The organism is Janibacter zhangyanbonis, from assembly GCF_050507325.1.
Taxonomy (GTDB): domain Bacteria; phylum Actinomycetota; class Actinomycetes; order Actinomycetales; family Dermatophilaceae; genus Janibacter.
Genome location: NZ_CP191482.1, coordinates 29015 through 54693 on the forward strand (window position 1 = coordinate 29015; position 25679 = coordinate 54693).

General features: G+C 70.4%; 28 protein-coding genes and 1 pseudogene. 1 reads left to right on the top strand and 28 read right to left on the bottom strand.

From position 1 onward, the window contains the following. The 26 genes from ACQBJO_RS17350 to ACQBJO_RS17475 form a co-directional block, all read right to left on the bottom strand. On the bottom strand, positions 1 to 804 hold the full coding sequence (locus ACQBJO_RS17350; protein WP_421009107.1) for a hypothetical protein: 804 nt from the start codon (positions 802 to 804) through the stop codon (positions 1 to 3). Next, positions 804 to 1109, bottom strand: coding sequence for a hypothetical protein (locus ACQBJO_RS17355; RefSeq protein ID WP_421009106.1), 306 nt, complete (start codon positions 1107 to 1109; stop codon positions 804 to 806). The genes ACQBJO_RS17350 and ACQBJO_RS17355 overlap by 1 nt, the downstream gene beginning before the upstream one ends. Then, positions 1106 to 1954, bottom strand: coding sequence for a hypothetical protein (locus ACQBJO_RS17360; RefSeq protein WP_421009105.1), 849 nt, complete (start codon positions 1952 to 1954; stop codon positions 1106 to 1108). The genes ACQBJO_RS17355 and ACQBJO_RS17360 overlap by 4 nt, the downstream gene beginning before the upstream one ends. After that, complete coding sequence (locus ACQBJO_RS17365; RefSeq protein ID WP_421009104.1) at positions 1951 to 2196, bottom strand: hypothetical protein; 246 nt, start codon at positions 2194 to 2196, stop codon at positions 1951 to 1953. The genes ACQBJO_RS17360 and ACQBJO_RS17365 overlap by 4 nt, the downstream gene beginning before the upstream one ends. Next, complete coding sequence (locus ACQBJO_RS17370) at positions 2196 to 3023, bottom strand: hypothetical protein (protein WP_421009103.1); 828 nt, start codon at positions 3021 to 3023, stop codon at positions 2196 to 2198. The genes ACQBJO_RS17365 and ACQBJO_RS17370 overlap by 1 nt, the downstream gene beginning before the upstream one ends. Positions 3024 to 3296: 273 nt before the next feature. Further along, positions 3297 to 6536 (bottom strand): LysM peptidoglycan-binding domain-containing protein, encoded by a 3240-nt coding sequence (locus tag ACQBJO_RS17375; RefSeq protein ID WP_421009102.1) that lies wholly within the window; start codon positions 6534 to 6536, stop codon positions 3297 to 3299. Next, a complete protein-coding gene (locus ACQBJO_RS17380; RefSeq protein WP_341013543.1) occupies positions 6533 to 6898 on the bottom strand; it encodes a pilus assembly protein in 366 nt (121 codons plus the stop codon). The genes ACQBJO_RS17375 and ACQBJO_RS17380 overlap by 4 nt, the downstream gene beginning before the upstream one ends. A 65-nt stretch (positions 6899 to 6963) precedes the next feature. Next, the gene (locus tag ACQBJO_RS17385; protein ID WP_421009101.1) at positions 6964 to 7404 is read right to left on the bottom strand and encodes a TadE family protein; all 441 of its coding nucleotides are present in this window, start codon (positions 7402 to 7404) and stop codon (positions 6964 to 6966) included. Further along, positions 7401 to 7751: a TadE family protein gene (locus ACQBJO_RS17390; RefSeq protein WP_421009100.1), complete on the bottom strand. Its 351-nt coding sequence runs from the start codon at positions 7749 to 7751 to the stop codon at positions 7401 to 7403. Before ACQBJO_RS17390 ends, ACQBJO_RS17385 begins: the two co-directional genes overlap by 4 nt. A gap of 63 nt (positions 7752 to 7814) precedes the next feature. Beyond that, positions 7815 to 8030 (bottom strand): hypothetical protein, encoded by a 216-nt coding sequence (locus tag ACQBJO_RS17395; RefSeq protein WP_341013550.1) that lies wholly within the window; start codon positions 8028 to 8030, stop codon positions 7815 to 7817. Positions 8031 to 8058: 28 nt separating this feature from the next. Then, positions 8059 to 8964: a type II secretion system F family protein gene (locus ACQBJO_RS17400; RefSeq protein ID WP_421009099.1), complete on the bottom strand. Its 906-nt coding sequence runs from the start codon at positions 8962 to 8964 to the stop codon at positions 8059 to 8061. Further along, the gene (locus ACQBJO_RS17405; protein WP_421009098.1) at positions 8964 to 9827 is read right to left on the bottom strand and encodes a type II secretion system F family protein; all 864 of its coding nucleotides are present in this window, start codon (positions 9825 to 9827) and stop codon (positions 8964 to 8966) included. Before ACQBJO_RS17405 ends, ACQBJO_RS17400 begins: the two co-directional genes overlap by 1 nt. Beyond that, the gene (locus ACQBJO_RS17410) at positions 9824 to 11281 is read right to left on the bottom strand and encodes a CpaF family protein (protein ID WP_421009097.1); all 1458 of its coding nucleotides are present in this window, start codon (positions 11279 to 11281) and stop codon (positions 9824 to 9826) included. Before ACQBJO_RS17410 ends, ACQBJO_RS17405 begins: the two co-directional genes overlap by 4 nt. Positions 11282 to 11298: 17 nt before the next feature. Further along, positions 11299 to 12042: a hypothetical protein gene (locus ACQBJO_RS17415; RefSeq protein WP_421009096.1), complete on the bottom strand. Its 744-nt coding sequence runs from the start codon at positions 12040 to 12042 to the stop codon at positions 11299 to 11301. Between the two features lie 43 nt (positions 12043 to 12085). Next, positions 12086 to 12781: an SAF domain-containing protein gene (locus tag ACQBJO_RS17420; RefSeq protein ID WP_421009095.1), complete on the bottom strand. Its 696-nt coding sequence runs from the start codon at positions 12779 to 12781 to the stop codon at positions 12086 to 12088. A gap of 20 nt (positions 12782 to 12801) precedes the next feature. Continuing rightward, a complete protein-coding gene (locus tag ACQBJO_RS17425) occupies positions 12802 to 13587 on the bottom strand; it encodes a hypothetical protein (RefSeq protein ID WP_430407188.1) in 786 nt (261 codons plus the stop codon). Between the two features lie 176 nt (positions 13588 to 13763). Further along, positions 13764 to 14285 carry a hypothetical protein gene (locus tag ACQBJO_RS17430; protein ID WP_421009093.1) on the bottom strand — a complete coding sequence of 174 codons (522 nt, stop codon included), beginning with the start codon at positions 14283 to 14285 and terminating at the stop codon, positions 13764 to 13766. A gap of 328 nt (positions 14286 to 14613) precedes the next feature. Further along, positions 14614 to 15789 (bottom strand): ATP-binding protein, encoded by a 1176-nt coding sequence (locus tag ACQBJO_RS17435; RefSeq protein WP_421009092.1) that lies wholly within the window; start codon positions 15787 to 15789, stop codon positions 14614 to 14616. 110 nt (positions 15790 to 15899) lie between these two features. Further along, positions 15900 to 16328, bottom strand: a complete 429-nt coding sequence (locus tag ACQBJO_RS17440; protein ID WP_421009091.1) for a helix-turn-helix domain-containing protein — start codon at positions 16326 to 16328, stop codon at positions 15900 to 15902. A gap of 46 nt (positions 16329 to 16374) precedes the next feature. After that, complete coding sequence (locus tag ACQBJO_RS17445) at positions 16375 to 16941, bottom strand: hypothetical protein (RefSeq protein WP_421009090.1); 567 nt, start codon at positions 16939 to 16941, stop codon at positions 16375 to 16377. Between the two features lie 47 nt (positions 16942 to 16988). Further along, positions 16989 to 17549, bottom strand: a complete 561-nt coding sequence (locus ACQBJO_RS17450; protein ID WP_421009089.1) for a lactococcin 972 family bacteriocin — start codon at positions 17547 to 17549, stop codon at positions 16989 to 16991. Positions 17550 to 17619: 70 nt separating this feature from the next. After that, positions 17620 to 18261 (bottom strand): hypothetical protein, encoded by a 642-nt coding sequence (locus ACQBJO_RS17455; protein WP_421009088.1) that lies wholly within the window; start codon positions 18259 to 18261, stop codon positions 17620 to 17622. Then, the gene (locus ACQBJO_RS17460) at positions 18258 to 19166 is read right to left on the bottom strand and encodes a ParA family protein (protein WP_421009087.1); all 909 of its coding nucleotides are present in this window, start codon (positions 19164 to 19166) and stop codon (positions 18258 to 18260) included. Before ACQBJO_RS17460 ends, ACQBJO_RS17455 begins: the two co-directional genes overlap by 4 nt. A gap of 149 nt (positions 19167 to 19315) precedes the next feature. Beyond that, positions 19316 to 21364 (bottom strand): hypothetical protein, encoded by a 2049-nt coding sequence (locus tag ACQBJO_RS17465; protein WP_421009086.1) that lies wholly within the window; start codon positions 21362 to 21364, stop codon positions 19316 to 19318. A gap of 514 nt (positions 21365 to 21878) precedes the next feature. Continuing rightward, positions 21879 to 23291: a hypothetical protein gene (locus tag ACQBJO_RS17470; protein ID WP_421009085.1), complete on the bottom strand. Its 1413-nt coding sequence runs from the start codon at positions 23289 to 23291 to the stop codon at positions 21879 to 21881. Then, positions 23288 to 23638 (bottom strand): hypothetical protein, encoded by a 351-nt coding sequence (locus ACQBJO_RS17475; protein WP_421009084.1) that lies wholly within the window; start codon positions 23636 to 23638, stop codon positions 23288 to 23290. The genes ACQBJO_RS17470 and ACQBJO_RS17475 overlap by 4 nt, the downstream gene beginning before the upstream one ends. Before the next feature lie 231 nt (positions 23639 to 23869). Between ACQBJO_RS17475 and ACQBJO_RS17480 the strand changes: the two genes are divergently transcribed. After that, positions 23870 to 24718 carry a hypothetical protein gene (locus ACQBJO_RS17480; RefSeq protein WP_421009083.1) on the top strand — a complete coding sequence of 283 codons (849 nt, stop codon included), beginning with the start codon at positions 23870 to 23872 and terminating at the stop codon, positions 24716 to 24718. A gap of 139 nt (positions 24719 to 24857) precedes the next feature. Here ACQBJO_RS17480 and ACQBJO_RS17485 read toward each other — a convergent pair. Both ACQBJO_RS17485 and ACQBJO_RS17490 read right to left on the bottom strand, forming a co-directional pair. Beyond that, positions 24858 to 25274, bottom strand: a pseudogene (locus ACQBJO_RS17485) (thermonuclease family protein); the annotation flags it as partial. 34 nt (positions 25275 to 25308) lie between these two features. Further along, positions 25309 to 25668: a hypothetical protein gene (locus tag ACQBJO_RS17490; RefSeq protein ID WP_421009082.1), complete on the bottom strand. Its 360-nt coding sequence runs from the start codon at positions 25666 to 25668 to the stop codon at positions 25309 to 25311. Positions 25669 to 25679 lie beyond the last annotated feature (11 nt).

Consider the following 25679-nt stretch of genomic DNA (forward strand, 5'->3'; position numbering starts at 1 on the left):
TCAGCTCTCGTCCGGGCTGACCCACGTGCGCCACCCGGCCTCGATGGCCTTGGTGGTCCCGGGCCAGGTCGACGGCGCGATGGCCGGCTGCTGCCCAGGCGCGATCTTCCACGCGTTCGCGCGGTCGTCCCACTGCATCCGCTCGCAGTGGCCCCACCCGGTCTTGGCCTCCTGCTCGACGACCGCCTTGACGTCGAAGAGAACGCACGCCAGGACCCACTCGTCGCCGTCGTGGCCCTTGACCTGTGCGGCCACCGGGGTGACGGTCATGGTGGAGGTAGAGCCCGCGTCCTGCCCGCTGATACCGGCCGACTCCAAGAAGACGCGCACGTTCTCGGTCAGCCTCCACTGCTGCGCCTCAGGCGCTCCGGGCAGCGCCCACTGCTCGTGCACGGTGTTGGCGTGCGGGATCGACATCCCTTCCATGACCACTCGGGAGATCGCGGCCAGCTGGCCGACCGCGCCCTGCGGTGTCTGGGGGAACCCGGTCGGCACATCAGCCGGCCCCACCTTCGTCGCGGCCGGGATCGTCATGGTCTCGGCTGGCGTCGCGGCGACGTCGCCCTCGCGGGCGTCGACCGGGTCGACCTGGAGCATCGGCTCGGCGGCGATGCGATCGCGCGCCTGCTGCCCGTGCACCTGCGCCGGCGCGGGTCGCTTCGCCTCCGCGGGCTTGTCGGTCCCGCCGGTGGCTCGCACGATCCAGAACACCAGCCCCGCGATCAGGAGCACGGCGAGCACGGCGAGCACAGCCAGGACGATGCGCAGTTTCTCCACGCTCCACGGCTGCGGCTGCTCGGCCATCACACGCACCCACTGCCGAGGATCCCGTCGAGGATCCCGGGGCCGACCAGGTACCCGACCGCTGAGACCAGCACCCCAGCCATCGCACCCACGGCGCCCTTGACCGCGTGGCTCATGCGGAAGAAGAAGGCGCCGACGGCGCACCCGATCAGCACGACGATGCTGATCGAGAACAGGACGATGACGCCCCACATGATGTAGCCCGTGATCTCGTCGACGGGTGCCTGCGCACCGGGGGGTGCGACCGGGCAGACCGCCGCGACGTTGCTGTAGGCGTTGACGGTGACGCTCTTGATGACGCTCATGAGGAGAGCCCTTCCTTCGTGGTTGACCCGGCACCGATGAGCCGGGAGATCTGGTGTGCTGCGTGCAGCAGCGATCGCGGCAGTGGGGAGCCGCTCAGGCCGCGTTCGGCCAGGTCCTTCTCGTGCGGGACGTCGATCCACGACCCCCGGTCCAGGTGGGTCGTCGTCCGCGGCCCCAGGGCCGCGCGCACATGAGTGGGCAGCCGCCTGGACCCCAGGGACCGCACAGCCACGACCGTCGTGGCCGAGGCCGGCAGGGCCGCCAAGGTGTTCTCCAGGCGCCTCAGGCTCGGCACGCTGGCCGTCGCGGCCACGACGATCGCCGGCGCGTCCTGCACCTGCTGGGCGAGCCACCCGCCGGTCGCGGTCAGCTGCTCCAGCTGCCACCCGACATCAAGCACGTCCCATCCGGGGGCCTCGACGACCACCGGGGTGGGGACCGCGTCGGGTCCGGCGATCACTTGGGTCGCGCGGCTGAGTGCCACCTGCTCGCGGGTGCCGTTGCACCAGCCGCTGGCGTCGGTGCCCAGCTCGGCCGTGGCGGCCTCGGCCAGCCCGGTCGCACTCATCGAGCAGCACTCCACGACGCGCGCCGGCGCCAAGATGCTCGCGACGGCCACGGCCAATGTCGTCGCCCCGCTGGATCCGCTCGCGGCCAGCACGGGTAGGACCTCACGCGTCGTCGCCCACGTAGTTGTCTCGAGCGGGCGAGCCATCCTTGCCGGCCCTTCCCCGGGAGCCGGCGCCGGCGCGCGGTCCGCGCGGAACCGTCCGGCGGCCAGCGCCTCGACGGCTGCCTGGAGCTCTTCGACGCGAGGCAGACGATCGGTGGTGGTGACGCTCATCGCTTCTCCCCCGCCGCTGGCTTGGACAGGACCCCGCGTAGCTGGACCGGGTCCTCGATCTGCGCGAGCAGGGCCTTGGCCTGCTGGACCTGCTGCAGCCGGGTCACCCCGCCGACGATCTGTGCGACGACGTCGGCCTCGGTCATGGTCAGTCGCACCAGCTCGTCGACGTCCATCTGGCCGGGCGAGGCCGCCGCGGTGGCCTGGTCGATGGCGCGCAGCCGCCTGCTGCTCTGGCTCATCACGCGCTCCGACCCATGGAGCGCTCGTTGTACGCGCGCAGCTTGGTGATGGCTGCATGAGTGCGCCGGCGCACAGACCGGGGCGAGCCCCCCCGGCGCTGGGCTACTGCGACGCTGACCGCCTCGGACATCAGTCCTCCGCGTCTGCCTGGCCGGCCCGACGACACCTCGTCGGCGCGCTCTGCCACCTCCAGCAGCAGCTGCGCGTCCACGGCCGAGATCTCGCCGGCGTTGATCGCCGCGTCGAACAAGTCACACAGCTCGACCTCGGCCGGCAAGGTCGGCGACGGGAGGCCCAGGAGCATCCCGGCCTTGTCCTCGCAGGCGCTGCCGGCCCCGATCAGGATCGAGCGCCGGCGGGTCTTGTCGCTGCGCTCGTGCATGCCCAGCTCGCGGCGGATGCACCGCTCAGCGTTGCGCAGCACCGTCGCGGCGCAGTTGGTCGGTCGCGACGGGCCGATCTTCAAGGTGCGCGCCTGGATCCACACCTGCCCGGCGACGAGCTGGTCCACCTCCTCGCGCAGCTCGGGCAGCTCGCGCTGCAGCCGCCCTGCCATGTGGCCAGCGCCCGGCAGCAGCAGCCACACCAGCGTCGCTGTCGCCGCCGCCTCGTTGCCGCCGTCCGGCATGCCGAGCTCCGCCAGCGCGAGCAGGATCTCGTTGCTTCCCGCCGGCCCCAACCGGCGCGTCGCCGCCTTCAGGTCCGCGAGGTCGTCAACGCTGCGCAGCACGGCATGGCGCTCCTGCCACGCGGGCCAGCGCACCCTCGCCACCTCGAGCAGTCCCGCGTCTGGCTCGTCCAGGCCCAGCAGTGTGGCCACGCTCATCTCGCTCTCCTTCCGTCTGGACACGGAAGAAATCTCGGACGAGGTCGTTGCCGGATTCGTACCTACTGGCGGCAGGAACGCTCTAGGTACGGGCCCTCACCTAGGCCCGTACACCCCTTCTGACCTGCGGAAACGCCGCGTTCCCAAAGTTCCTGAAGAAGTTTTGTCGCTCCCCCTTGCGGGCAGCGGTCACGCGCCGGCAGGCACGCCGAAGGGGGTCTGACACGTGGTGTCAGACCCCCTTACCGGCTGGTTCGTTGGCGCCGGCGCGCCTCAGCTGGCCCGTCGCCGGCGGTTGCCCCACTGCCGGTCCTCGACGACCTGGCGGGTCCGGTCGGACAGATCCACAGGGCCCTCCCCGTCGACGTCAGAGGCGTTGCAGACCTCGTCGAGCACGATCGTCTCTGCCTCCGTGCGCTCCCCTTCCGCCTCGGTGACGCGGGCCATGTCCAGGCGGGGGATGTCCTCGTACGGTGCTGCTCGCAGAGCGGTCATCGTGGCCAGGCGTGCGTTGTGCAGGTCCCCCGCGCGCAGGCACGCGGTCGTCGCCAGGTGGGCCGTGTCCACGATGGTCAGGGTGAGCACCTCGTCGATCCGCTCGCCCTCGCTCAGCCACGACCAGCCCCCGGGTCGCAGCTGGCTGAAGGGCACGCCCTGCACCAGGCGCAGCGCCTGCAGGAGGTCGTCGACCCCAGCGGCGCCTCTGGCCTGGGCGCGCAGCCGCAGCCGACGGAACAAGTCGGCGTCGACGAGCACGTCGTCCAGCTCGTAGGCCTTGCTGCCTCGCGCTGATGCCTTCGGTCCTGTACCTGCGCTCGGCAGGTGCTTCGCGCCTGTTCCAGGGTGGGTGCCCAGCCAGTCGCGCACGGTGTTGATGGACCTGCGCACGGTGCCCTCGGCAATACCGAAGGCCTCCTGGACCTCAGCATTGGTCGCGCCGTGCTCCCGCAGCGCGAGGTAGGCCACGACCTCGGTCGAGTACCCCACTCGCTCGGTCAGATGGACGCCAGTGACCGTGCGCACCTCCACCGGCCCGAGGAAGGTGACGCGGGGCCGCGCGCAGGACGGGGACCACCACTCGGCCAGGTCCTCGTCAAGGGTCGGGTCGGCGTCGATGATCTCGTCGGCGGTGGCGGCGTCGACCTGCGGGGAGAGGGTCGCGAGGTCTTCGACGGTGGTCGCCCCCACCTCGAGGTATTCCTCGTCCTCTCCTTCGAGGAGCGATACCGTCGCGTGCTCGTCGTCGGCCGGGCTTTCGCGCGGCAGGGTGTGTTCTTCGCGGATGACTCCCGCGGCGTCGCTCCACTCCTGCCACGGCTGGCTCGGGTCCTCGATGACCGGGATGGGCGCATCGTCGTGTCGGCGGTACTCGCTGGCCAGCTGCGCGCACGCGCGAGCCTCGTCCTCGCTCAGCCCGACGCCGTCGATCTCCAGTCCGGCGTGCGGGATGCGCACCCGGGCATGCTCGTCGACGTGCAGCACGAGCGCGTCGTCGTTGCCGTCTGCCGGGTTGATCTGGATCAGCCCAGTCCCGCTGCGACCGCCAGCGGCGCGCAGGGTCTGCTCCAGCTGGCTCAAAGCCTCGCTGCCCTGCCCGCCATCGACCACCAGCGCGCGGGCGGGCCACAGGTCCTCGCCGTGTCGGCGCGCACGCAGCGTGGCGACCTCCGCGTCGAAGTCGTCGGCGCGGTCGACGCACTCGATGGCTTCCAACAGGATATGCGCCGTTGCCTGCTCGTCCCAGCCGTCGTAGGTGACGATCCGCTCCGGGGCCAGCTCCTTCAGTTCCGCCCCCACGCCCATGACGTGCACGCGAGCGTGCTGGGACCACGCGTTGACCGCGATCTCCGCGGCGACGTACCGCGCCAACGCCGCGGCACGCTGCGGGTCTCCGTTGATCACGAGCGAGAGGTCCTCGACGTTCAGCAGCCACCACGGGTGGTCGCCGCGACGCCCGATCGTCACCAGCAAAGGCCACGGCGCCTCCTGGTCGGGCACGTGCGGGCCGACGTCGTCGAGGTCGCTATCGCCCGGTAGCACCCACCGCTTGTGGTCCTCGCTACCCAGCCACGGCGAACGAGCCGACATCGGCTCCTCGAGGTAGAGCGTGACGGCGTCGCTGCTCAGCTCCACGGCCACGACCTTGGGCAGCTCAGCGTCGGTGGACGCTGCAGCCAGGCGCCGCAAGGCCTGGTCCATCCACTCCACCGTCACGGCCGTCTCGGTGCCGACGCGGGTGATCGTGCGCTCCAGGCCCTCCAGCTCGGCAGAGGGAGCGATGATCGTGCGGCCCGGGCGTCGGGCCCGCATCGCCCGTCGCCGCCACACCCGGCGTGCCCCATACAGGCCAGCACCCAAGATCGCGCCGGCGCCGGCAACGCCGGCGATCCACGCGGTCGACGAGCTCTCCTGGTTCTGAGGTGAGGGCGCGGTCTGCGGCGCCGGCTGCTCACTCGGCGACGCCCCAGATGACGTCGCGGTGGGCGACGGCGTCGCCGTGGCCTCTTCTGACGCGCCGCCGGCGGGCGTGGACGAGGCGGCTGCCGGCGGGGCGTCCTTCGCGGCCTGGGCGGCCGAGTTGGCCGTCTCACCCGGCCGCTCCTGCCCCTGCTCGCCGCCGCCGTTGTCCGGGGTCGCGGTCGGCAGGGTGGTCCGCGAGGGTGTCGACCCGGCGGCATCTGGGATGTTCAGGACCCATCCCGGTTCGATGTGGTCCGGGTCGGACACCTGGTCAGAGTTCGCGTCGACGATCCGCGGGTACTGCTCGAACGACCCGAGCTCGTCGCTGGCGATCGCGGACAACGTGTCGCCCGGCTCGACCGTCACCCGTGTCGACGGCCCCGAGGTGTCGGTGTTAGCCGCCGCGGGTGTCGGGATGCGCAGCGTGGTCCCGGGCGTGAGCATCCGTTCGTTGCCGCCTAGGACCTCGCGGTTGAGCTCGAGGATCTGCGTGTACTCGCGGCCGTCGCCCAGATGCTCGAGCGCCAGCGCCCACAGCGAGTCCCCGGCCTTGACCGTCACCTCACTCGTCGGCGTCGCCTCCTCGTGCGGGCTCTCCGGCTGCGCCTGCTCGGCCGGCGCCTGCTGCGCGCCAACGCTCGAGGTCACCGCGGGGGCGGCCGCTGCGGTCACCTGCGCCGGAGCCGCTGACGCGGCGCCTACCGCCGGGATCGAGGTCACCAAGAGCATCGCCCCGGTGACCAAGCCTCGCGCCATCGACTGCGGTGCACCCAGCCCCCGCATCCGCGGGGCGTGCACTCGGCCGCGCGCCTGCGCCGCGACCTCCAGCCCGACGCTGAGCGTCATCACCAGCCAGCACACCCAGCCCAGCACCGTGATCGCAGCCAGCGCCAGCCGTCCGTCGTCCGGTGAGGTCAGGCTCGACCACACGTCCTCCGGTGCCGGCGCCCTCGACGGCAGCGGGTTGCCCACGGCCAGCAGTGCGACCGGCAACCCGACCACGATGGCGACGATGGCCGCGGCACACACAAGGCCGGTGAGTCGCTGCTTCATTGTTCGGTCCCTTCCTGGACGGTGACCACCCGTGAGGTCGCGGACGCCGTCGCACTCAGCTCGTTGACTCCCACAATCCGCAAGAACTTGGTCTCGTACGTCGTGCGGGTGTCCACCTGGATGGAGGTGCTGTCGACCACACGCACCTGGCCGGTGACTCGGTCATGACCCGACAGGTACTCGCGAGCGGCCGCGGCCGCCTGCTCGGGCGACGTCGACCCACCCCGGCCCTGCATCGCCGACGCGCGGTCCAGCGGCTGACCGCCGGCTCTGGCCGACTGCCTGGCCACGTCGGCGGCTTCCTGCTGAGCGACGACCCGGCCACCGAAGTCCACCGCGATCCCGACCAGCATGATCGCCACGAGCCCGAACATGACCGCCCAGACACTCACCGACCCTGAATCGTCATGGGCACGTCCCACCACTCTCACCGCTCTCGGTAGCTGTCGATCGGGCTGGAGGCCGTGCGCGAGATCTGCATCTGCCCCGGGATACCCATCATGCTCAGCGACCCCATCGAGACCACGCACGTGACCGTCGCCGTGGCCGAGGCCTTCTCCCCCAGCGCCACACCGAATTGGCTGGCGTCGACGTCGACGTCGACCGACTGGCACTCCACGTCCTGCGTCGTCAACGTCGCCGACGCCGATCGCGTGCTCGCGGCCACCGCCGCCTGCTGAGTGCGCTCGATGGATGCCGAACGCGCGGCGTCGTTGGCCGCGACCTGCACGGCCTGCTGCGCCAACGACACCCTCGCGCCGAAGACGACCAGCGCGACAAACGCCATCATCGCCGGCGCCAAGATCACCGCCTCCAAGGTCATCGAGCCCCCCTCGGCAGCAACGCGCCCTCTGCGTCCGGCCTTCATGGCGTGATCCGTTCCAGCGGGACCGTCGCGCTCTGCTCCACCGACGGGTCCCATCCCGGCACCAGACTCATCGACGACCCGACCACCGTCACACTCACACTCGTCGGTGACTGGCTCGAGGAGACCTCGACACCACGCAGCACGTCGTCACCGCCGGCGGAGGAGACGAAATCCAACGCCGCGGCTCGACCGTCTCCCTCGGCGGCCCGCTCCAGAGATTGGGCTCGCGCCCCGTCAGCGGCGGCTCCGATCGCCACACTGCGCGCGTGGAACCACATGGCCGCCTGGACGCCGAGGAACATGATGGCCAGGAGCGCCGGAAAGAGGATCGTGGCCTCGATCGTCAACGACCCACGCTCACCGCGCAGTCGTGACGTCCAGCCCTTTCCTCTGGTCACCTTTGTCTCCATTCAGCCGCTGATCTCGCTGGCCTTGCTCGTGACGAACGCCCGGATCGCGGTGATTACCACGGTCGCGATCGCGATGACCGCGACCGCCCACAGCACCTGCTCGACGGTCACCGACCCGCGCTCGTCGCGAGCCCGCAGGACCCGGTACTGGTCCTCGACCCGGTCGGCGGCGCGCAGGCCCAGGAGATGGACGGTGGCGATGATGTGACTGAACATGATGTTTCCCCTTTGTGTTGATTTACCTTCAAGAACTCATGACCCGCAGGAGTGCGGGCGTTACCAAGATGGCCAGGAACACCATCCCGAGCATGGACATCGGCATGGTCATCCGCTCCGAGATCTCGACCGCGCGGGCCTTCTCGACGTTGAGCATCGCCGCGCGCATCCCGGCGCTGCGGGCCCGCAGGCTGCCCCAGACCTGGGCCCCGTCCTCACCGGAGAGGCGCATGATGTCGGCCAGGTCCGCCAGCTCGCTCAACCCCAGCTCCGTCGACAACTCGGCCAGCGACTCCCACGGCGTCACGCCGGACCAGCGGGTGCGGGCCAGCTCCTCGCCCAGTCGCTGGAACACCCACGAGTCGCCCACCTCCGCCGCGACCTCGAGCGCCTGCCGAGGCCCCGAGCCGGAGGCACGCTCCAACGCCACGAGGTCGATGTAGGACGCCAGCGCCCGAGAGAACTCGCGGCGAGCCTTCTTCGCGTCGTCGCGCACGTTGTAGTCGGGCAGGAAGAACCCGGCCACCGCCAAGGCAACCGACCCCAGCACCGGGAACGTCACCGGCACGTTCCATCCCAGCAGCGTCAGGAACGCCCACGCGAAGGGCCCCAAGAACAGCCCAGCGAGGGCATACGCGACCTTCTCCCCGTGGTAGCGCGCGAGCGGAATCTGCAGCAGCCGCAGCTCGCTGGTCGGGGTCGACGACCACACCGACGCCGGCGCCGTCCTCAACCCCCACTGGCCCAGCCGCTCCACTCTCGTGGGCGCCGCGCTGACCTCGCTGGAGCGCGCCGACGCTGCCGCCGACGCCGGCGAGAGCCGCTCCAGCACGTCCGACAACCGCGGGTCGCTGGGCGTCAGGTGCCACAGCAGCAGACCGCCAGCGGCGCCGATCAGTCCTCCACCGAGCAGCAGCAGCTGCAGCGCGCCCATCATCGGGCACCGGCCTTGACCAGGCTGCCGATGAATCGTGGCAGCGGGCGACCGCGCGCCATGCGCTTCATCCACACCAGCGCCGCGACGTACACGCACAGGTACAGCGCGAGCAGCACTTGACCGAGCGGGGTGCCGTACGGCTCGACGAAGTCGCCCGAGAACGTGAGATAGATCAGCAGGCCGACGGTTCCGATGGTCACCCAGCGGGCGGTTGAGCGGGGCTTGGCGCGATCGGCCTCGATCTCGCGGCGGGCCCGCACGTCTGCCGCGACAGACTCCGCCAAGCTCTCCAGGACGCGCGCGACCCCCGCGGAGCGGCGCCGAGCCGCCAGCATCAGGTTGGCAGCGATCAGGTCGCCGGTCGCGTCGTCAAGCTCGTCCGCCAGGGCCCGCAGAGCCGCCTGCGTGGTCCACCGCGCCCGCAGACGCGCCGCCAAGCGGGTGACCTCGGGGCGGATGGCTTCCGGCGTCGACCGCACGCTCGCAATCAAGGCCTGCTCCACGCCCTGCCCCGCGGTCAAGATCCCCGACAACGCCCGGGTCCACTCCTCGAGCGCCTCGAGACGCTCGATGTCACGCCCACCCTCCGGCGACGTCATCAGCCACGGCACGACCACCACGGCGGCCGGCACCAAGACCACGGCCAGTACCCAGCCGGTCACCACCCAGACCAGCGCCCCCACGACGACCGCTGCCGCGATCAACCGCCGGGTCCGCCCGGACAGGCGCTGCCACCATGAGCGTCTGGCCACCGCCCGCGCCCGAGGACGTCGAGGCAGCACCTCGAACCCGGCGATCTCAGCGACCACGCCAAGAATCCCCGCCACGACCAGCGCGCCTGCTATCGCCATCACGATCATGACGTGCCCATCGCCGCGTAGTAGCCGTCCGCGTCGAAGCCGTACGGGATCAGCTCATCCCGCAGGTCATCGGGAATGACGCCCGGCACGAGGCGCTGCGTGCCGGGGACCGTAGAGAAGATCGTCGTGCTCGACCACGTGTTCCAGCTCTCTCCGGGACCGATCGCGAGGATCTCGCTGATCCAGCGCACCCGACGCTTGCGGCCGTCGTCGTCGATGATGTCGCGCATGCTGGCCTGCACGACCACGTCCAAGCTCTCCGTCAGCGCCGAGACCGCCCAGTCGTGCGACTCGCCGGCCTCGAGCGCACAGGTGACCAGCTTGCTCATCACTCCCTGCGCGTTACGGGCGTGCGTCGTGCTGATCGACCCCGCCCCGGACTGCATCGCCTTGACCATCGCGACGATCTCCCCGCCGCGCACCTCGCCGACAATCTGCCGGGAGAGGTTGAACCGGAACGAGTCGTAGAGCAGATCAGACAGAGTGATCTCTCCGGCCTGCCGACCATCCGGTCCGACCTCGCCCGACCCGGGGCGGGCCTCCCACGCGTACACGAACCGGTGCCGCGTCCGTGGCAGCTCGTCCAGGTGCAGCTCGTACTCGGTCTCGAAGGTGCCGATGGCCTCGTCCGGGTCGATCTCCGAGCACAGGGCCCGCACGAGCGTGGTCTTGCCAGCGCCCTGCTCGCCCGCGACGACCACGCTCTTGCGGGCGCGGATCAACGCTGCCAGGAACGAGGCCACCACCGGGGTCATCGACCCTCGCTCCACCAGATCCTGCAGGGACACCTCACGCAGACGGTGGCGGCGGATCACGACGCTTGGTCGGCGCGTCACCCACGCCGAGGCCGCCAACCGGGCGCCCCCGTCCAGGCGCATGTGCAGCCGCGGCTGCGCCTCGGAGAAGGGTCGCGCGTTGACCTCCGATCGGCTGGCCAGGAACACGAGGAAGTCGATGAGCTCCTCGTCGTCGTCGGCGACCGGGTCGACGTCCTCGAGGTGGCCGTCGATCCGTTCCACGGCCACCCGGTCTGCGCCGGCGATCTGAATGTTCTCCACGGTGTCGTCGTCGATCAACGGCTGCAGCCGGCCCAGACCGAACAAGGCGTTGTCCAGGGCCTGAGCCAGCGCACCCTGCTCCTGCAGTGACCACGGGGCCTGACCCGAGGTCACTCGTTCCTGGCTCTCGTCGGCCAGCAGCTCTTGGATGATCGCGCGGCCCCGCTCGCGCTGCTCAGCGCTGGTCAACCGACCCTCATGCTCGAGCACGCTCGACAGCCGCTTGGCGGCCTGCCCGCGAAGGTCGGCCAGCAGAGTCCAGTCCACCCCGCTGGACTTCGCCGCCGGCATCGCGGCCGGCGGTACCGGCGCCATCTGCTGCGCCGGCCCGCCCGCGGCGTCGACACGGCCGTTGACGCTTGCCGGCGCGAACAGGGGCAGGCTCGTGGGGTCCACACCATCGGCACTACTCATCAGGCTCCACTCCTCGTCTGCTGCAGATCCACCCGGCTGGCCGCAACCCATGAATCAATCGCGGAGCGGGTGGCGACCAGCGACCTGACCAACGCGCCTTCGTCGAAGCGCTTGCCCGCACGCGCTCCTCGCGAGAACACCTTCACCTCGTCCGGCTCCCACGCGATCCGCGCGACCACCGGCAGGCCCAAGACCTTCGACACCTCACGCGCCGAGTACGGCTCTCCCTCGCCGATCAGCAGCAACCCCAACGACCGAGCCGCGCCAGCGCTCTCCATCTCATCCTTGAGCGACTGCGCCCACGACCGCGCCGCCGACAACGACACCAAATCCGTGCGCGTGACCAGCAGCGTCATGTCGGCACCCTTGAGCAGTGGTCCCGGGCTGCCCTCCAACCCCAGCCGGCCAGCATCCACCACGACGTCCTGACCCGTGCTCTCCAAGCCCCGCAACGTCGCCGCCAACGGCCCCCACAGGGCTCGCAGCCCCCGCGCCTGCACGTGCGACCGCACCCCCGACAGCAGCTTCACGCGCGTGCCCGGCACGACCTGAACCACCTCCGCCAGCCGCGAGGCCACCGCCCCCGTCTGAGCTGCCACCGCCAGATCCACCATCGTGTCCCGAGGCGCCCACCGGCCGCGCAGGACACCCGCCAGCACCGCGGACCCACCCGTCGGGTCCGCGTCCACCAGCAGCACCGGCCGCGGCCATGTGAACGCCAAACCGGTCGCGGTCGAGGTCACCCCCGGTGACCCCGACGCAGACGTCAGCACGATCAACGCCATCTCAGCGCTCCCGCGAATCCAGGACGATCACGACACGCCCCGTCGCAGCCCGTGCCGCCAACGGACCAGCCTGCTCCGCCTCGACGATCACCGAGACGGTGGTCTGATCTCCGGCAACGCGCACGCCCGCGACCTCCACCTGCACCTCCGCAGGCTCACTGGGTGCCTCCGAGTCCTCGCCGCTGCCCTGTGACGACCCGCCTGCGCGGCCGTTGACGCCAGGAGCGTCGACCACCCGCACTCGATCCCCGACCTCGAGCGGCTCCCCCGGCAGCTGCGACGCCGGCAGGGTCACGCCGACAACCGACTTACCCACCCCCGGCACCGTCCCCTGCGCGATCGAGTCCTCACTGACCAGGGACCCCTTCGGCAAGTCCACCGCGGCACGGCGACCCTCCACCATCCGTCCCGCCTGCTCCGCAGGGATCGTGGCCACCGACGCGTCCACACTCACCGCGACCGTCCGCAGATCGCCCTTCTCGATGGTCTCCCCCTTCGCCACCGACTCACGCACCGCCACCACGTCCCTTGTCGACGTCGCCGAGTTGTACCCGAGCACCGCCAGCAGCGCACCGAGCACCACCAAGCCGACGAACCCGACCAGCACCAGCGGTCGGCGCCGCTGCCGACCCGACGGCAATCCCTCGACCCCTACCTGCGCCGACACAGAATCTGCCGCCTGCTCCACCTGCGACACTCGGTCCTCCTGACCCACGCTCACGCGTCCCCCGTCCTCGTGCTGTTAATGACCTGGACCTCACCGACGCGGATCGTCGACGTCGACGACAGATCACGCCCGATGACTCCGGTCTGCCCCGTCGACGCCCGCCACGTCACCGACCAGTGAGCCGTCGACGTCACCGTCCGCGTGCCCTGCGTCGTGTAGGTGTGGCCACACGTCGGCGAGTCGCCCGTCCCCATCGCCGGGGACCACTTCGTGCCGGTGCCCTCGCACTCGATCACGGTCCCGTCGCCCATGTCCCACGTGACGCCGGACAGCTTGGCCGTCATCGTCAGCGACAGGCCCGGCACACGCGCGGTGTCGGTGACCGTGCCCAGGGCGTCGGCGTTCTCCGCCCACATCCACGTCGGCACGCCCACGATCGAGATGGAGCCCGGCTCCAACGGCGTCGACCCCGGCGCCACCGTCTTCAACTTCAAATTGGCCACGGACCGCTGTGCCACCGCCACCGGATCAGGTGCCGGCACGGCCGGCTGGGGCTGAGCAGCCGGTGCGGCCTGGACCGGCGCAGCAGCAGGTGCGTCCGGACAGGCCACCGCCGGCACCACGTCACACTGCGCCGCGTCCACCGCATCCGCGCCAGCGTCGTCCCACAACTGGCCCGGCAGAGGCCCGGCCGGCACCACTGGCCCGGCTGGCGCCGACACCGGCAGCCCCACGTCGTACTGCGCCTCCGGGCCACCGGGACGCGCCGTCTGCGACGGCTGAGGCACAGGCTGCTCCGCCGATGGCGGATCGGGCGTCGGTGTGTACGTCTCCACCTCACCCGTGCACTCCATCGAGGTGCACGCCGGGGGCGGCGGGGGCGGCGGGGGCGGCGGGGGCTCTTTGGTTGGCTCGGCCGTGGGTGCGGCGGGCCGGCCAGGTTCCGCCATCGCTGCAGTGGGTGCACTCAGGCCGAGTAGTACGGCCGCAACTGTGGCAGCGCCCGCGCGGGTCAGCATGATCGCTCCCTGACCTCGGACGCTGCCACCAGCCAGTCGTCCGCGCCGACGTCCCGCGTCATCTCGACCCTCGCCAGCTGCCTATCCCCTGGCTTGACCAGCGCCCCCTTCCGGTTCGTGCGAACGTTCTTGCCCTTCTTCAGCAGCTGCTTGTCGGTGGTGACGCAAACGTCCATGACGACCTCGGTCGTGCTGGTCAGCCCCTCATCGACCTCGGTCGAGACGACGGAATCGTGGCCCTTCGTGGTGATCCCCGCCTTCTTGTTGACCGCGTCGACCTGCTTCTGCGTAGCGGCCATCTCGGCCGTGGCGTTCTCGGTGGTGAGGCGCGCGGCGTCGTCCTCGATCCACGCCCGTGCTGCCTCGACGGCCTCGTCTCGGTAGTCGGCGGTGGTCGAGCTGCTGGTCGACGAGCTGCTCGTCGAGGTCGTCTCCTCAGCCCCTCCCCCACTGCAGGCGCCCAGCAGCAGGCAGCTCGTGGCCGTCACCGTGGTGATCCAGCGCGATCCAGTCATCGACATCTCCTTCATCGGTCGTCATCACTAAGCACGCGTCGAGCCTCCCCGGGACATCACATCGGTAAATGACACCTCTAACACTAGTGTATTTGGGATCATTTAGTGAAGCGTCCCTCCCCGACCCCCCCTAGTGAACGCGAGCCCGCGCCCTCGCGCACCTTCAAGACCCGCCGATCAGCGCTCCCCCGTCGCAAGCCTTCCGCTGGCGACGGGGCGGGCTCCCCGAGCCGCGGCCGCCTAGCCGGCGCACCTTAAGCATCAGGTCCGTCCCCGGCGCTGGTGCGGGGACGGACTGGAAGGCCAGCGTCAAGCAGGGACTATTTGGCTAGTCGATCTGCCTGTTGATGAAGTCCGCCATCCTGGGGACGGTGAACGCGATCTGGCCGTGTTCTGGCGCGTAGACCAGACCCTTGGAGATCAGGTTGGCGCGGATGGGGCCAAGCGCGGTGATCTTCTTCCCGAGTCGGCTTGCGACCTCACCGGAGGAGCTGCCTTCGTCGCCGTCGACGGCCATGGCTTTCAGGTAGTCCCGTTCGGTGGGGGTGGCGCGTTCCCAGCGCACGCGGAAGAAGCCGCTGTCCAGGGTTCGCAGAGCTGCCTCGTGGGCCACCCGGGCGTCGGCAAAGGTGATGTGCTCCGACGCTGCGTCGGCGGCCTTCCACGCAGCCTGCCCGTACTCCTGAAGGAAGTATGGGTAGCCGCTGGTGGCGTCGATGACAGTGTGCAGCGCGTCTTCATCCCAGGTGACGTCCTGGGCTGCCGCCGGGTCGACGATGGCTGCACGCGCGTGGTGCCCGGAGAGCTCACGCACCTGGTGGTAGCTGAAGAGTCGCTCGGCGTAGGACTTGGCCTCTCCGAGCTTGACGGGCAGGCTCGGCAGCCCGGCAAGGGCGGTCAGAACTGGCCATCGCCGCTGCGTGGCCATGTGCATCACCGAGCAGATCGCGGTCAACTCGTCCGACGTGAGGTCTTGGGCCTCGTCGATGAGCAGCGCCAGTCCGCGACCGTTCTCACCGGCTGCGGCGCTGACCTCTCGCACGATCTGACTCAGGTCGAGGTCGAGGGAGCCGCTGTCGGCGTGGGATCCGTGCGTGGCGTCGAGGTCGAGCCCGAAAGTCCAGGTTCCTTCCGGGGTGACGGATGCCTGGAAGGACGTGAACGTCTTAAGAGCAGACCGCACGCGTTCACTGGCATCGGGACGGGCAAGATCGGCCAGCGGCAGCTGGAGTGCTTCGCTCAGGAGCTCGCGGAGCGACTTGCCCGTGCCGGCCTCAGCGAAGCCTGTGATCCAGCCCTTGCCTTCCGCGGATCGCATCAAGTCGGAGAGCAGGACGGTCTTGCCGACGCCGCGCAATCCGTACAGGACCAGTGAGCGGTCGTCGCGACCGGCCATGACGCGGTCCATCCCGTTCGACCACGCGACGCGCTGCTCGTCCCGACCGACCAGCGCAGCTGGCATCCGGCCCGCACCCGGCGCGTAGGGGTTGGTCAGATGGTCCATGCTCACCACTTCTAATCACTTATGAAGGCGTATGAGAAAACCTTATACCTTCCTACATGTCGGTACACATGCCCGTGTCCAGGACGCCGCGGTCCGGGCGGGTTCTTGGTTCAGTGCTCGCGGGCGCTGAGCTCGATAGCGTGACGGAGGGTGTCGACGCTGACGCCTAGCGCTGCGGCGACGGCGTCCAGCGGTGCCCGCACGCGCAGCGCCGACCCGGCTTCCCACCGCTTGATGGTGCCTCTGGCCACGCCACCGCGTTCGGCGAGTTCGGCGACGGTCAGGCCGGCTTCTGCGCGCAGTCGCCGCAGGTCTGCCGGCCCTTGCGAGGGAAGGAGTTCCTCGAGGTCGATGCCCAGAGCCTTGGCCAGTCGTGCGCGCATCGCTGTCGAGGGCGTGGAAGTCCCGAGTTCCCACCGCGAGACTCGCTCTCCCCCGGCCACCCCGATCACCCGCGCGAGCTCGGCCTGGGTCAGGCCAGCACGGACGCGGGCCTCGCGCAGTCGCTCGGGATTCAGGGGCGGGTTCTCAGAGGGCATATCCCGGCAAGCCTAGACCGCGACACGCCCTTGGAGACGGCGGGCTTTACCGCTCGCGGGGCGCCAGGATTCGAGCCGCTGCGGCCACGATCGCGACGACCACTGCAGATGGCAACACGACGGCCGCCACGTCGACCATGGCCGGGTCGTCGACGTTCATGCGTGCCAGATTGCGTCGGCTGCTCCACACGGAGTAGGCGATGTAGGTCGGCAACGCTGCCGCAGCGAGGACCCCGATGGGCCCGTCGACGCGGATGAGCCGGCGGATCGTCGCCAGGCCCACGGAGGCGCCCACGGCCGCGACGCTCCAGAAGATGCCTTCGATGATGACCGCCCCGGGGCCAGAGATCGTGCCGTCGACGGTGCGGGCGATCATCATGGCGTCAGCGATGACGTAGACGATCACCGCTGGCCAGAGCAGGGTCATGGATCGTGTGAACGCCCCACGCCACGTGTGCCCGCCCCAGCATGCGGCGAAGCCTGCGAGCAGCCAGCCCCACTCGACACCCACGATTTTCGCCAACCAGAACGACCCGGGCACCAGCCCGAAGTTGGCCGCGACGTTGACCGCCCCGAGCGCGATGCCCAAGGCAACCAGCAGGGCACGCCCCACCCTTGTCCCGTCGCGACCATCTTCGTGACTCATTCGCTTCCTCTACCTCAGTTGTCGTAACGGTTGTAGTACGCGCGGCAGGTCTCCCTCGTCCACCGAATGACGGCCGCGTTGGCCCACGAGTCCTTCTCCGCGACCTGCTTGCTGGTGTATCCGTCCATCCTCGCGGTGGCACTGTGCCGACGCCACTTGTGGTGGTACTTGGAGTGGCAGGCCTTCTGTCCGCCACCGTTGACGGTGGTGCCGTAGATCCAGCGGCCGCCGCTGACCCACGTGTCGGTCAGGACGTAGGTGCCCATCGTGGGGGTGTCGGTGGCGCGGGCGCTTCCGTCGATCTCGACGGTGCCGGTACCGGTGAACTCGACCCAGGCGCCGGTCGCCGTGCGTCCCTGGTCCACGATGGTCACGTCGCCGCTGGTCTTGACCTTGGCGTCGGGGTACATCGCCGCCATGGCCTGCCGTGCCGGCTTGCCCTGCGTGCTCGCGGTGCCCTGCTCGGGCTCGGTGGCCGCGGCCGCCGAGGTGGCCAGTCCGCCGGCCAGGACCATCCCGACCAGCATTCCCACCGCGCCCGTCGTCCGCGCCCGTCGTTTCACCTGCATGTCCATGCTCCTGTCCTCGATGATGCGCCTCTCTGGCGCACCCCACTAAGCCCAGGAATGCCTGCTCAAGGACACGTCACGCCGACATTCTTTCGACGGCCACCCGCAAAGCGGCGATGACCACGGCGGTCGCGGTCACCTTCACAGGCCGCGGCGCCGCGGTGGCGTCGACCTGCGCCTGTGCGGCGGCCTGGATCTCGTCGACGGGCTCGATCTCGGCACCAAGGAACTGCGGGATGATCGGCGTGGTCACCCCGCCGGCCCGGTTGGCTCCTCGAGGTGCCAGAGGGTCGGCCGGGGCGAGCTGCTGCAGCACCCTCTCGAGGACCGCGTCGCGCTCGGTGGTGCACGCCCAGTAGACCAGTTGCCCCCACGAGGGCTTCCCAGCGCCCTTGACCAAGCTCTCCGACGCGGCGTAGAGGTCTGCAGGGATTCGAGCGGGCCGCTTGGTCACCGCCCGCGTCGCCGCGGGATGAGCCGTTCCCGCCGCACGCACGGGGCGCCCGCCGGCGCCGCGGGCCCGCTCCCCCGCCGCTGACGGGATCTCTGCCTTCGCCGTCGAGGTGACCGTGGGTGCCGCGGCTCCTGCGGGGTCGAGCTTGGGCATGAGCTCACCCAGCGGCTTGCTCGGGGCGGTCGGGGTGACGTCGTCCAGGTCAGTGCGGTCCGGCGCGAACGCGCTGCCACGGGCACGGCGTGGTCTCAGTGACCCGCTCATGCCGCCGTCTCCTTCGCGCCGATGCGGGTGAGGACCTCGCGGGTGAGGTTCTCGTAGTCCTGCGCGAGGCCCTGGCCCGCGTTCTTCGCGTTGGACCACCACACGTCCCCTGGCGCGCGCGTGCCTCCCTTGACGCGGTCCAGGCGCGCCTTGGCCTGACGCACGGCCTCCTCCGCGACGTCGCGGGCGCTCATCGCGTGACGTCTTGCGTCGACCCGCCCGGCCGCGTCGTAGCGGATCGTCGCGTCGAAGGGGGTGGCTTCCTCCCCCAGCATCTCCTCGACCTCGCGGCGCACTTCCGCGTTGCGTGCGGTCGCTCGCGGGTTCACCTTGCCGACCACGGCGCCAAGGAATTCGACGTCGGCGCCGGCGCGCTTAGCCGCGACGAATCGCTGGCCCATCTTGTCGACGCCGGCCAACGCCGCCTCGTCGTCGAGCGTGGGCACGATCAGCCACCGCGCGGCCCACAGGTACGCGTCAAGGAGCCTCGTGTCGCCCGGGCCTGAGTCGATCAGCACCAAGTCGTAGGCGCGCTGGCGCGTCAACCGAGCCAAGGCCGCCCGCAGGTTCTGCTCCATGCTGACCTCGGATCCGGGCATCATCGCTGCGCCGATGGCGCCCTGCAGCTCTGGGCCCCCGCAGATCACGTCCACTCCCCCAGTGCTGACGGGTGCGAGGTCGGTGCCGTACTGCAGGGCCATTGCCAGACCCCGGCCCCCGTCCGTGTCCACACCGAAATCGATCTCGGAGAGGTTGCCCTGAGGGTCGCCGTCGATGACCGCCACGCGGTAGCCCGCGTGGGCGGCGACGTCGGCAACGTTGCGGACGATCGAGCTCTTCAGCACACCCCCCTTGCGGTTGGCCACAACAACAACCCTTCTCAGCGCCTCACTCAAGTCATCCATGTGGATAGTTCTACAGCTCTACCCCTGTGGCTCACGGATAGCGACACGCCACATCTTCCCGTAGACCTCCACCCCCCCATCCGTCGTTATGCATGTGTTTATGTTTGTGTTGATGTCTGTATGTAGGTTTTGCATGTTGTTCGCACGAGTCACTCGGTGGCCCAGAGTGGCAGCTGTTCTTGTGGTTGGTCGTCGCCCGCGAGAACGGTCTTCATGAAGGCGTCGTCGCGCCGTTGGAACGAGGGTGGGATGGCGTCCGGGGTGGGGGTTCGGTCGATGTCCCAAGCGGCGCGGTAGGTCTGCCACGCGTGCACCGTGGCACGTTGGGCGGGGGAGGGGAGCGCGCGGAAGTGGGCGGCCCGCTTGACCGCGCGGCGCGCGAGCTCGTCGGGGTCTTGGCGGGCGAGCCACTGGGCGTGGCGTGTCCTAGGGTCGATGCCGGCGCGCGCGTCGCGCTCGGCCCAGCGATGTTTGATCTCCAGCTGTGCCTGGATCGACATCGATGCGAACCGGTCAGCGAGTTCGGTCGAGCGACGCCGTCGCTCGACCTCGGGCAGCCCTCGCCACCATCCGGCCTGCTTGGCACGCTGAGCCTTGACCGCCGCTGCGTGCGCGGCCGCCCAGGCGTCCGAGTGGCGAGGCTGACGGTAAGCGGTGCGCTCGGCCGCCACGGCCCGGCGCACCGGCTCGAGGACCTCGCTAGCTCGTCGACGCGCTGCCTCGCCCAGCCGAGCCCCTGTCGGCCGCCACACACCGTGCTCGTCGCACGTAACGAGTCCGAGGCTGGCCAGGCTGGTCAGGATCGCGGTCAGAGTCCGGCGTTGTGTACCTGTCATCGCCGAAGTCGGGGAGAGGATGAGCTGGCAGGCGTGGGCTACTTCCTCCAGGTGCCCTCCCTCGGCGGGCAGGCTCCGCAGGGTGGGCCAGGTCATCCGGGGGAGGTCGGGTGGGAGGTCGCGGGCCATGGGGGTGTGAAAGCGAGGTGGAGGGGTTTGCGACACCCCCCTCACCTGGGGGACCTCGAACTCAAAGCTCGAGGTCGACCGGGCCCGGGGGTCGAAGACCTCGTGCAGGACCCCGACGACGTCGTGCAGCGCCCGCAGATGGGCGGCGATCGTCGCCCGGTCAGTGATGCCCGTATCCAGCACCAAGTCACGCTGGGGCACCGGCACGCGCAGGCTGCCGGTGCGCTCCATCCGGTCCAAGACGGTGTGCCCGACCGTCAGCAAGCCCGGACGAGCTCGGGTCGACGTCGACCATGCGAGCGATCGCAGGCGCTCCCGCGCGGCCGCGATCGCTGCTGCCACCTCGGGCGCGAGGTCCACGCCGCCGACGTAGTCGTCATCGGCCATTACCGCCTCGTTCCAGATGCCGACCCAGCGGTGCCACGAGGCTCTGGCGCGGTGCATCGCGTCCGGGTGCGCTGCCGCGATCGCCACCCACGCCTGCTGGGAGGTCCACCCGGCCTGGAGCATCCGCGCCGTGGCCAGCGCTTCGAACGTCGAGCCGGACCTGTCTCGTGCGTTTTCGCTCAGCTCGGGACGCTCACCGGTGGCCAGGTACCTCACCCACACGTCCGGCAGCGGCCGGCGGCCACGCTGACGGCGTGGAAGCAGGGGAGTGCGCCGCGCCGAGGACGAAGGGGGAGGAGCAGGGGCATCGACCGGGCGAGCGGCCCGCTCCAACACCTTCAGGGCGGCCTTGAGTGTGCGGGCGGCTGCGGCCGCATCGCCCAAGGGCGCCGGGCACGGCCCCGACCGGTGCGGCGCGCTCAAGGGCCGCAGTGCCTGCCGCACGTCGATCATCCGCCCCGAGACGCCGTAGTTCTGGCGAAGGGAGTCGACCTCGGCCTCAAGGTGCTCACGCCGCGCCCCACACGCCACAACCACGTGTGCGCGGCCGTCCGCGCCGCCTGAAGGCCGCACCACATGCCACAAGCCCTCACGCCGGCACCACGCCGCGACGTGCTCCGCCACCGCGTGGCCACGCTCGCCGACGAGGTCGACGTCGACCGCGACCACCCCCGGGCGCAGCCTTCCCACGACGGTGGCCACCCGGGCACGACCGACCATCGCCAGGCCCTTGTCCAATGACGCAGGACGTACCCCAGCGACGCGCTGGTTCCCCTCATCGAGGACGAACCAGCCGGCGGCCGCGTCGAACAGCAACTCGTCGACACTCCGCCACTGCTCCGACACGCCCGAACGTGTCTCAGGGCGTGTGTTTGATTCTGCATCCGGGCGCGCTAGTCTGGTTTCAGACATACGAGATCCCCCCGTCGGGTATCTCCACAGCGAAACTCCTCGTCCTCAGCCGGTCTAGGTAATTCGCGAGAGACGGTCGGTGCTACCAACACCGGCCGTTTCGCTTGTCTGGGGCCTTGCCCCGATCACGTCATCCCGTGAGCGGCAGCTCTTCCTGCTGCTTCTGGGACGGGGGACCGTCGGGAGTCGGCGCCAAGTGCGCCATCCCGACCTCACGCGCCAAGAGAGCAGACACATACCCGGTTACTGAGTACCCGGATGCCTCCGCCCGCGCCCGCACCACGCGACCGATCTCCTCGTGTGGCCGGATCATCATGGCGTCCCGAGGGCCTTTATGCGGGCGACCGCCGTGACCTCGCTGCTGTCCCATGCGCAACACCTTTGCAGACGAAACAGAAACACGGGCGAGGTCGCGGCGGCGTGTCGCGATCTGGTCGCGATCCTTCGGTCATGGCGTCATGGGGGAGCGGGGAGCGACGGCCTGGGGCAACGCTCTGTCTTGGGCGCTGCGGCCCGCGAGCTGCGGTCCGCGCTCGAGGACGTTGGCGGCGGCCTCGCGCACTGAGGACGCAGCGGCGACGACGTGACCCATCTGACCTGCCAAGTCGTCCTTCAGGACGTCAGGCAGTGGCACTGGCAGGTTGCGGCGCAGCGCGTTGGGGGAGACCCAGGCCTCCATGGGGCTCGGCTCGACGTAGTCCGCGTGTAGCCGTGCCTGCGCCGCGGCACTCGCGTCGTTGACCCACCGGGCGGGGGCGGTCAGCTCGCTCGAGCGGGCGATCTCCTGAATGCCGTACGCGGTCTCGGCGGCGGTGATCAGGGCGCGGTGCATCAGCGGCGCGATCTCTCGCAGGTCCACGCGTGCGTGGATCGTCTCGGCAGAGGCTGCCACTGCTCCATCCCGCACCAGGTCACCCGCGGCTGCCGTGACTTCACCTGCCGCTGCTCGCAGGTCCGGGTCGACGCGCTCACTGGGGCGAGACATGTTCCTCCACACCTCGCCTGCGGCCCTGAGCCGGCCCGCGACCGTGTCGAGTGCCGGAGCCAGTCGGTCGCGGTACTCGTGGGGGTCTATGTGCTCGTGCAGTGCGGCCGCGCGAAGGAGCGCGTGACCGTTGCCGATGACGATCGCGTGGGCGTGGCAGACCAAGTAGGCGCTGGACGCGGTCGGTTCGCTCATGGCCCGGCGTGCCTGCACGTCCCAGACTGCCATCGACTCGTGGAGGCGCTGCTGGATCGGCTGCTCGCGGTGCTCGCCCTCCAGGCCCGCCGGCCAGCGGCGGTTCAGGTGGAGCGAGAGGGACTGCTCCACCCCCGCGAACCGGTCCTGCAGCTTGGCAACGGCGGCTCCGAGCTCGCGGTTGCCGGTGCGCTTGACCTCGGGCGAGGCCAAGACGCTGTGCTCGGCCCTCAGCGCCACGTTGACCCCGTGGACGGCGACGTACAGGCCGTGCAACGCACGGACTCGGACTGCCTCGAGGTCCTCGACAGCCGCGGGCGACAACCTCACGCCCTCGACCCGCTCATGCCGGCGCAGCAGCTCGCCTGCCTGCTCGAAGTTGCTGGCCATGTCCGCCAGGCGCTGATCCTCAGGCCCGGGGCTTGGCCACCCACTGCGCAGTTTCGCGGCAGACGGCAGGGCCTGCATGACGTCTCGGACCAGGCCGGAGTCCTGCGCGGGTCCGCCCTCCATGCCGGCGTTGGGCAGCGAGGACCAGAAGCGGTCTGCCGCGTCCGCGAGCTGCGGCCATGCGCGCACCAGCTCGCGCGCACTCAGCTGCTCGGTGTCCATCAGGATGCTCCGGGCGATCAGATCGTTGTCGACGAGCAGCTCGCTGACACTGCGGTGATCAGCGCTCATCGTCCGTGCTCTCGGACCAGGTCGCACACCTCGACAACCAGCCGTGACGCGCCCGCCGGCCACTGCTCGACGGGCCGGGCCGCGAGGACCTGCTCCGCCTCACGGATCAACGCTGCCGGCACACGCTCGGCCGAGGCCGGCACGTCGCACAGACCCCGGTGCTCGTCCGCCAGCAGATCGGCGCCGGCCCACGCGGCGTTCCTGGCTGCCATCGACAGCAGGTCCAGCTCGAGATCACCCTCGGGCCCCGCGGCCTGGAAGGCCAGGTCAGCGGCCCGCCAGAGCCGCCACACCACCCCGGCGAGGTCCTCCATCACGGGATCTGTCGTTGTCATCGCCGGTGCCATCACTCTCTCCTTGCGTCGTCGTCCTCGGGTCTCCATCTCCCCACGTCCGCGACCTGCGACGACAGCCCCTCACCGCGCCTGTGGATAACCACGACGCGCTGTCGGCCTCAGGGGGAAGACTCGTAGACACCAAGCACAACAACCCCCGCCCTGCGGACACCGACCCCACAAATAGGGCCGCGTCCACTAGTCCATCGGGGTACACATTCAGGTGGAAGGAAGGTGGTGGCCATGCGCAAGGTCACCGCACACGTCGTCCCGGTCGCCGTCAGCACGACACTGACCGTGATGGCAGGAGCACTGATGCCGCCGACGGCAGCGTGGGCGCTGCTCCTGACCGGACCCGCGATCGCGATCGCCCTCTGCCTGGGCTTCTGGGAGCGACCCGCGTGCCAGATCATGCGGGGTGCGCGACCGCTGACCCCCACCGAGAGGCAGCTGCTCGCGCCGGCCCACGAGATCCTGCAGCGGCAGGGAATGCTCACCGCCCCCGTGGAGATCGTCGCTCGAGGCGGGCCCGGCGTGCAGGCGATGGGCGTGGGACGGCGCACCGTCATCGTCAGTAGCGGTCTGCTCGACGCGGCGCGTGGACAGTTGCTGCCGGCCGACGAGATCGCTGCGGTCCTGGCGCACGCGACCGGGCTGACCCTCGCTGGGCGGGTCCGCAACGACCTGGCACTGACCTACTGGACGCTGCCGTGGCACGCGGTCCGCCTGCTGATCACGGCCCTCGGGCAGCTGCTGTGGCCGATGCGGTCCATATTCAAAGCCGGCTGGCTGCTCGGCAGGCCCATCGTCGGTCTCGGAGCCGCCGTGCAAAGCACCCAGCAGGGCTACCCGGCCATCGGCGTGGCCACCATCATTCTGCTGCTGGCCACCTACGCCCACCCCTGGGCGCAGCGCTCCTGGGCCCGCCACCTCGAGGACGTCGGCGACCGCGCCGCCGCCGAGCACGGCCTCAGTACCCCGTTGGCGTCCTTCCTGCGGCGCTTCCCGTCGACTCCGCGGCTCGACGAGCGAACGCACCGCCTCGCCCCCTTGGGTGACGTCGCCCAGGCCGCGATGCCGCCGGCGCGCTGAGCGCAGTGGCGCTGGTGCTGCCGGTCCTGCTTGGCGACGCCGTCAGGCGTGCGCCCACTACCGAGGTGGGGCACCGGCCCCACAAACCCCGCCCGGCCGTGCGGGCCACTGTCTCTCGCTCGAGGTAGCGCCCGCTGACTCGGCTAGCGCTGGGTGTCGCGCGGTACCTCTTGGCGTGCCCCGACTCCAGCATCTGCTCACCGACGTCGACGTCGTCGACGAGGACCTGCCGCAGCAGCCGGCCGTAGGCGTCGCGGTCACCGACCGCACGGTCCGCGACGAGCCGGATCTCACCGGCTTGCTCGAGCAGCTCGCGCAGCCCGCGGGTGGCCTCGTCGGCCCAACACTGCGCCGGCCTGCCGTCACGGGCGACCTCAGGCGTGTCGATCCCGATGATCCGCACCCGGCGCCGGTGGCCCTGGGGATCCTCGATCGCCACCGTGTCCCCGTCGACGACGTCCACGCGTTCCACGACCTCCCCGCCGCTCGCAGTCGAGGCAGGCACGACCCCCTTCGCCTCGCAGCCGCCGGCCGACCACGCCGCGGCCATGATCATCGCCGCGGCCGCCGACGCACGCACAGCCTCGTCCTCAGCTTCCGGCCGGCGGCACCGGGTGAGCCAGCCGCAGTCGTGGCCCGCCGATCGCCGCGCTTCGGTTGGCGGCCGGCGGTCGCAGCTGGTGCTGCGCCGCGTCGATGAGCCTCCCCGCGAAGCGAGCAACCTGACCGGCGACCCACCGCTGCTGATCCAGCTCGATCTCCCTTGCCCTGGAGATCGTCGCCAGCACGTGAGCGGCAGCACGAGTCGAGGTCAACGCCGCCTCCACCCTGGCCGGCGGGACCCCGTCCATGTCGGCCTCAGCCCTGACCAGCGTCTCCTGCTCCAGCAGGCGCCGCCGCAGGTCCTCCGCCTGGTCGATCACCACCGTCAACGCACCGGACTGGGCCACCTCAGCCAGCG